The organism is Pseudomonas sp. (assembly GCF_026224925.1).
In the GTDB taxonomy this organism is placed as follows: Bacteria; Pseudomonadota; Gammaproteobacteria; order Pseudomonadales; family Pseudomonadaceae; genus Aquipseudomonas.
On the sequence record NZ_JAMFRV010000332.1, the window covers coordinates 1 to 5,817 of the forward strand.

General features: G+C 51.2%; 6 protein-coding genes. 1 reads left to right on the top strand and 5 read right to left on the bottom strand.

Annotated features, from left to right (window positions below):
* Window positions 1-264 precede the first annotated feature (264 nt).
* The 3 genes from M0974_RS14520 to M0974_RS14530 form a co-directional block, all read right to left on the bottom strand.
* Window positions 265-1,695, bottom strand: a complete 1,431-nt coding sequence (locus M0974_RS14520; protein ID WP_297837859.1) for an IS1182 family transposase — start codon at window positions 1,693-1,695, stop codon at window positions 265-267.
* A gap of 248 nt (window positions 1,696-1,943) precedes the next feature.
* Window positions 1,944-2,297, bottom strand: coding sequence for a hypothetical protein (locus M0974_RS14525; RefSeq protein WP_297837862.1), 354 nt, complete (start codon window positions 2,295-2,297; stop codon window positions 1,944-1,946).
* The gene (locus M0974_RS14530; protein WP_297837865.1) at window positions 2,297-3,391 is read right to left on the bottom strand and encodes a PIN-like domain-containing protein; all 1,095 of its coding nucleotides are present in this window, start codon (window positions 3,389-3,391) and stop codon (window positions 2,297-2,299) included. Before M0974_RS14530 ends, M0974_RS14525 begins: the two co-directional genes overlap by 1 nt.
* Window positions 3,392-3,892: 501 nt before the next feature.
* Here M0974_RS14530 and M0974_RS14535 point away from each other — a divergent pair.
* Window positions 3,893-4,507 carry a hypothetical protein gene (locus M0974_RS14535; protein ID WP_297837867.1) on the top strand — a complete coding sequence of 205 codons (615 nt, stop codon included), beginning with the start codon at window positions 3,893-3,895 and terminating at the stop codon, window positions 4,505-4,507.
* 84 nt (window positions 4,508-4,591) lie between these two features.
* Here the strand turns inward: M0974_RS14535 and M0974_RS14540 are convergent, their stop codons facing one another.
* Together M0974_RS14540 and M0974_RS14545 are read right to left on the bottom strand one after the other, a co-directional pair.
* Entirely contained in the window at window positions 4,592-5,122 is a 531-nt protein-coding gene (locus M0974_RS14540; RefSeq protein ID WP_297837871.1) for a GNAT family protein, read from the bottom strand.
* 241 nt (window positions 5,123-5,363) lie between these two features.
* Window positions 5,364-5,817, bottom strand: a 454-nt coding sequence (locus M0974_RS14545) for a hypothetical protein (protein WP_297837876.1), incomplete at its 5' end; no start/stop codon positions are given.

Here is a 5,817-nt window from a genome sequence, read left to right on the forward strand (position 1 = left end):
CAGTTGGTCAGAAAGGACGTGCAGGTTGGCAAAGATGACAAGCGCCCGGCGAACACTTGGGTTTTCACGAAAATTAAAAACTATTAACGGGTCTGGGGTTGCGACGCATTCGCGTCGGTTCTCGGCCCAGAGCGTGTCAAAACGCTGAGTCACCGGGAATTAGCGAAACCTGTCTTGCCGCAGGTTGCGACTTTTCGATTGCGGCGATCCGAGCGTGAAATCACAGTCGAAGTATTGCGAAGGCGCGGCACCTCCCAACAGGCCTCACGCCCGCATCGCTGTCATCAACGCTTCTGAACCGAGTAGCTTGATCACTCGCTTCATGTTGTACGCAAGCACGTGCAAGCTCATTTCCGTGCTCACGCGCTCGATGGTCCGTGTCAGGAAATGAGTGGCGCCCATCCATGCCTTGATCGTCCCAAACGGATGCTCGACAGTCTGTCGCCGGATGCGCATCATTTCAGGGGCATGATCAAGTCGCGCCTGCATCCCGTCAAGAACAGCTTCGTGTTCCCAGCGTGCCACGCGACGTTGAGGGCCTGGAGTGCAGTCCGCTTTTAGCGAACATTGCTGGCAGTTCGAACTCCAGTACTTACTGATCTTCAGACCGCGCTCTACAGTTGAGAATCGCCAGATTAGCCGCTGGCCCGCCGGGCACCGATATTCGTTCGTCTGTGCGTGGTAAATGAAGTCATCCTTGCCGAAGCGGCCATTAGCCGTTGCGCTCGATGTCACCGGCTTCGGAACGAACACGCTTATTCCGGCCTCATGGCATGCCAGTATCTCCTCGCTCTTGTAGTAACCCCGATCCGCAACTGCAGTGAGCTTGTCCACGGCCATCTCTGTACGGGCAAGCTTCGCCATTGAGGTTAACTGATCACGATCGATGCCATCATTGGTAACGACGTGCGCGACGATCAGGTGGTGCTTCGTGTCAACCGCGGTCTGCACGTTGTAGCCGACGACCCCCGTTCCTCGTGTCTTCATCGAACGAGCATCTGGATCCGTAAGCGATACCTGTTTGTCGGGTGCTGCGTTGAGTTGAACCTCGATCTCCTTGAGGCCTCGCATCTGCTCCTTCAAGGCCGCAATCTTGTCTTGCAGTCGCTCCGTGCGGACCTTTGCGATTGCAGGCTCCTGACGATCCGCTGTGTCCATCGCCTCGAGATAGCGAGCGATACTTGACTCGATGTCGCGCATGCGTCGCTCAAGCTTCGCGCTCGTGAAGTTGCGGTCACGGTGGTTCACCGCCTTGAACTTGCTGCCGTCAATCGCAACGATCGCTTCGGCGAAGAGCTCCAGACGCTGGCACAGCACGACGAACTGACGGCAGACGCTACGGATCGCTTTGCCGTTGTCTTTACGGAACCGCGCAATGGTCTTGAAGTCCGGTGCCAGGCGGCCCGTGAGCCACATCAGTTCGACGTTGCGCTGGGCCTCGCGTTCAAGGCGGCGGCTCGACTGAATACGGTTCAGGTAACCGTAGATATAGATCTTGAGCATCACCTCGGGGTGATACGACGGCCGACCAGTCAACGCTGGTTCGGCGCCTTCAAACCCAAGCTTATGAAGATCAAGCTCATCAACAAAGACATCAACTACGCGCACGGGATTTGTGTCGGTCACGTAGTCATCGAGCGCTTCAGGGAGGAGAAAGCTTTGCGTACGATTGTCGCCTTGAATGAACCGCTTCATCTTGCTCATCCCTCGCTATCGGATGGCAAATCTTAGCGCTCCAAAAAGCGTTTTGACACAGTCTGGGCCAGGAACGGTCATAGGAGGTTGAGCCATGAATGTCTTATTTCGGACGGAAAGCGGCCCTATATGTCAAAGCGGTTTGAACAAGGTAAAGGGGTATACGTGAACGACCGAGCATTTAGCTCTCTGAAATTGCATGCCCCCAATGGGGGCACAGGCGGGCACAATTAGAAACGCAACCACGACTATTCTGGGGCTGTCCTTGATCTAATCACGTCCCCAGAAGAAGGCATAGCAGTGGCAGATGCATCTCTGAATCTTTCGTCAAAATGACTTAACAGCATTTCTATGAATCTGCCGTGATATACCCCGTAATCCACCCGAGAAATAACCTTCCCTTTTGGTGGAACAGTGTTAAATACCAATCTACTCTCTTCAATTTTCGCCCTAAACCACGCGTGATATTTCCACTGCTCCGCAGTGTGGCTGAAGTCACCTTGACCATCACAAGACCATGTGACTATTTTGGAGTCGGCAATAGCTTGCTTTATTTCAGAAAGTAAGCTTTTAGGATTGGCGGTATTAACAATAATAGCCATCACGAGTCCTTTTTTTCTATCTGGGAGGGCTGTTCCTTTTCAGCTTCATCCGGAAAATCGGTTTCCGATTTTTCTTCTGGATAAATTTCCTTCTCCCTAAAACCACTCTCAGTGTCAGCGTCGGCACCAAAATTTTTTTCCACAGATACAGGTGCCACGGTTTTCGGCTCATCAGAAAATTCGGCGGCAACCCTTGCGAGTTCAAAATCCTGCAATAGCTTAATTTCACTGATAGATGCTGACTGGTCGGACGCACCAAGATATGTAGGAGCCATTAAAAGAAACTGCTCCTGAGTGTACATCCAAAATTTCTCCCCGGACGCACGCTGTATGTCCCGAATAAGTGCGAAATGTGGTCCAACTGGTTTTTCATCGTTGCCAAGTTTGGCAGTTCGCCACCAATTCCCTTGCATATCGCCGGTTACGAATACGAGAGGCTTCCTCACAGCCTCAGCGTGCTTAACAAGCTGAAACCACACGCGACCGTCTCCTCGATGGGGGTTTTTTTCCAGCGAAGCCATAGCCGCAGATGTAGGGGCAACGCTGCATGGAGCGTCGTTCTGAAGAATACGCTCTTCCACCAACTTGTTAAGTGCAGCGTTCCCGTCGTCCGTGTAGCTCGGCTCACTTGATCCGGCAAACAAGGAATTTAGTTCGCTTAAAATCGGATCATCGTTGAACAAAAAATTCAACTGATTTTCTTCTTGTGATTGCTCAACTCTTTCAATTTGTGCTTTTACGCATTCTTGCAAAGCCTGGGCGATATCTGCAATTGGTATGCAAGGATGGCGAGAAAATTCTTTGCCGAATTCTCTCGGAATCTTCTGAAGGTCACGCTTTACCGCGGCAAAGGCATTCACCTGTTTTGCTATCTCATATTCAGCATGTTTAAAGAACTCTGCACCTACCTGATTCGGCAAAAACAACCGACCTTTAAGTAAGTTAAAAACCTCTCTCAGCTGAATGCTCGTATTGGCACTTACTCGATATAAATTTAATAGTACGTTTGTATCAAATACAAATACAGCCTCACCCCAAAGCGCCTTCGTCTCCTCTTCCGTGGGGCGAAAATATTCAAAAAAATGATCCCGCACGAATATCCCCTGTAGTGTGTTTTGCTGCAGTGCAAATCGATCGAATTGCAGATCATTCAGATCTTCCAGGCATCACTATTGTATATGCAATATACAATACAAGCCCGTGGTGCGATATTTCAAAAAAGAGCCAAATCTTTGGCAGACTGCGTATTGTAGGTCGGAGGGCAATGGAGTCAAGTGCGCAAAAGTGAGATGTGCGCCGAACTCGTGGATGACAAGTGCCTGGTCTTGGCGACTCGCGATCCGAGGGATGGATCCGAGCGCTATTCGTTCATCGAGTCGAGCGACTGATTTGCATGAACAACGGCCGTCTGCGGGTGCGTTAAGATTGACCGCTCCGGGTCGACTACTGCTCTCGACATCCAGCAGTAACCGGCCAACTGCGGACAGTCGAAATTGGGCTTGGAAATTCAGCCAAAGAGTTGGGCGGCTGGCTTCTCGCCTCTATCGAAAATAGACTGCAACATCAGGTAACTGAACCGAATAAGGATATCAAGGATGAATGTAACCTTCTGCCCTCAAGCGTTGGAATGGGGCGATGTAGCTACTTGGGCCGGAGCCGTAGCGTCGTCAGTAGCGGTGGGAATTGCTCTCTGGTTGGGAGCCAGAGACATCATTGCCAGGCGAGCAGAGGAAAAGCGGCTGACCAGGATTCTCTCGATTTTGCTTGCGCCAAGGATCGCTAACGCACAAAATCATTTAATACTGGTGACAAAATGTGGGCGGCATGTGCAAGTCTGGGCTAACGCCGATGTTGCCGCGCGTGCAGAGTTTTTGAATTTAGTTAAGACTTGTCCCATTAACCTTTTGGCCCCTCAATTTTATGAGAAAGCGCCTTCGATATTTCAGGAGGGGTCGGCCTCTCTTGCTAGAGCACATGGATTGCTAAGCTCTGCGATGTATATGGCAAGTAGCATTGAGAACCGGGCCATCGAAGCTGGCACAGCACAGCAAATCGCCATCAACATCATTATCACAACGGTTGCAAACGCGAGTATCCATTTGGATTTTGTGAACGGATTATCGAAAAAATTGAGCGGACCGAAAAGTGGGCAGCCTTGGCGTGATGAGAAGGCAGTCACCATCCCGCTAGAAGCTACTCAAAATGGATAAGAGATGCAGCCTATAAGTTGCACGAGTAGTGAAGAATAGATAAGCCAATGACGCATGCGGAGACCGGTTGTTTAGAGCAGGCTCTCAAAGCTGCTCTAACTGCTGACGCCACTCATTCCGCAAAATACCATAGTAGACAGAATCATATGGTCGGCCGCTTGCGGCCGGCCATGCCTCTCTAAAACACCCCTCTTTGATATAACCGCAGCGCTCGAAGACCTTTTGCATGGCACGATTGTCGTCCCGAGTATTACCCGCAAGCCGATTGAGCTGCGGATACCGGTTAAACAGCAGATTGGTCAGCCAACGTACGGTGAATTGCCCTAGCCCCCTGCCACGCATGCTCTCGACGAGACGTAAATCGAACATGGGATTACCTTCGTCAATGTCGTTCAAGTCCATCAACCGCACCAGACCAATCTTGCGCTGGTCGTCAACGATCCAATAGCTTTCCTGATCCGGGCCTCTAAAATGCCCGCGGTCAATCATCCCAAGCGCTTGGTCACGGCTCATTTCGGTGCAAACATGGAATGGCCATGGCTGTTCTGCCAGCCAGTCGGCAAGTTGATCGCGCTCTTCGGGCAGCGAGACGATTTCATAGCTAATTTTCTGCATATTCGATTTGGTAGTTGCTGCTATCCAGCAAACTTCGCGATGGCGATTTCGCGGTTCTATGCCGAGCCAATAAATGCAAGGCTTAGGGCAGTATCGCTGCGACCGCGAAAATTAGGTGTGGCTTCCCACAGCTAAGGGACACGCATCGGCCGAACGATCTCTTATAGTCAGTTCAAAAGTCCGCTCAGCGTCGACTGCTGCCCGCTGCTGTGGCGAGAAAAGGTATCTTCGACACGGCGACTCAATTTCTTGAGGCTAACCGAAAAGGATCAACGGCCCAAATTTCGTTGGCGTCAAGATGCGACTGTATTCGATGAAGCCACTCCGCGAGTGGAGTTAGGCTTATGCCAGGCGAAATCGAACTGCCGAAGGACTCAGAAATGAACGGCGCATCGTCTTCCGAACGGCGGACCACCTGAACAATATGAGTGATGCCGCGCATGCGAGGATGATTATTCGCCCAAGCAGGTTCTCCAATTTTTAGTCCAATCGTGGCACATCGTGGAAGGCTACGAGTGCTAATTTCCCGCTCAGACAGAATGAATGCCGTTCGTGCCTCAAGCTCATGGATCATCCGATCTGACCACGATTGCATGGCTTTTATGTCATCGGCGGCGAAGACGGCGCTGTCGGCTGCCCGGTTTTCCTCTTGCATGGCTTGCATAAGAAGCAGCGAGACCCATCCAGAACAATCA

What these genes read in the sequence shown, in the direction of transcription:
- M0974_RS14520 (WP_297837859.1), bottom strand. Translation starts at nt 1,695, where the DNA reads ATGAAGCGGTTCATTCAAGGCGACAATCGTACGCAAAGCTTTCTCCTC.
- M0974_RS14535 (WP_297837867.1), top strand. Translation starts at nt 3,893, where the DNA reads ATGAATGTAACCTTCTGCCCTCAAGCGTTGGAATGGGGCGATGTAGCT.
- M0974_RS14525 (WP_297837862.1), bottom strand. Translation starts at nt 2,297, where the DNA reads ATGGCTATTATTGTTAATACCGCCAATCCTAAAAGCTTACTTTCTGAA.
- M0974_RS14540 (WP_297837871.1), bottom strand. Translation starts at nt 5,122, where the DNA reads ATGCAGAAAATTAGCTATGAAATCGTCTCGCTGCCCGAAGAGCGCGAT.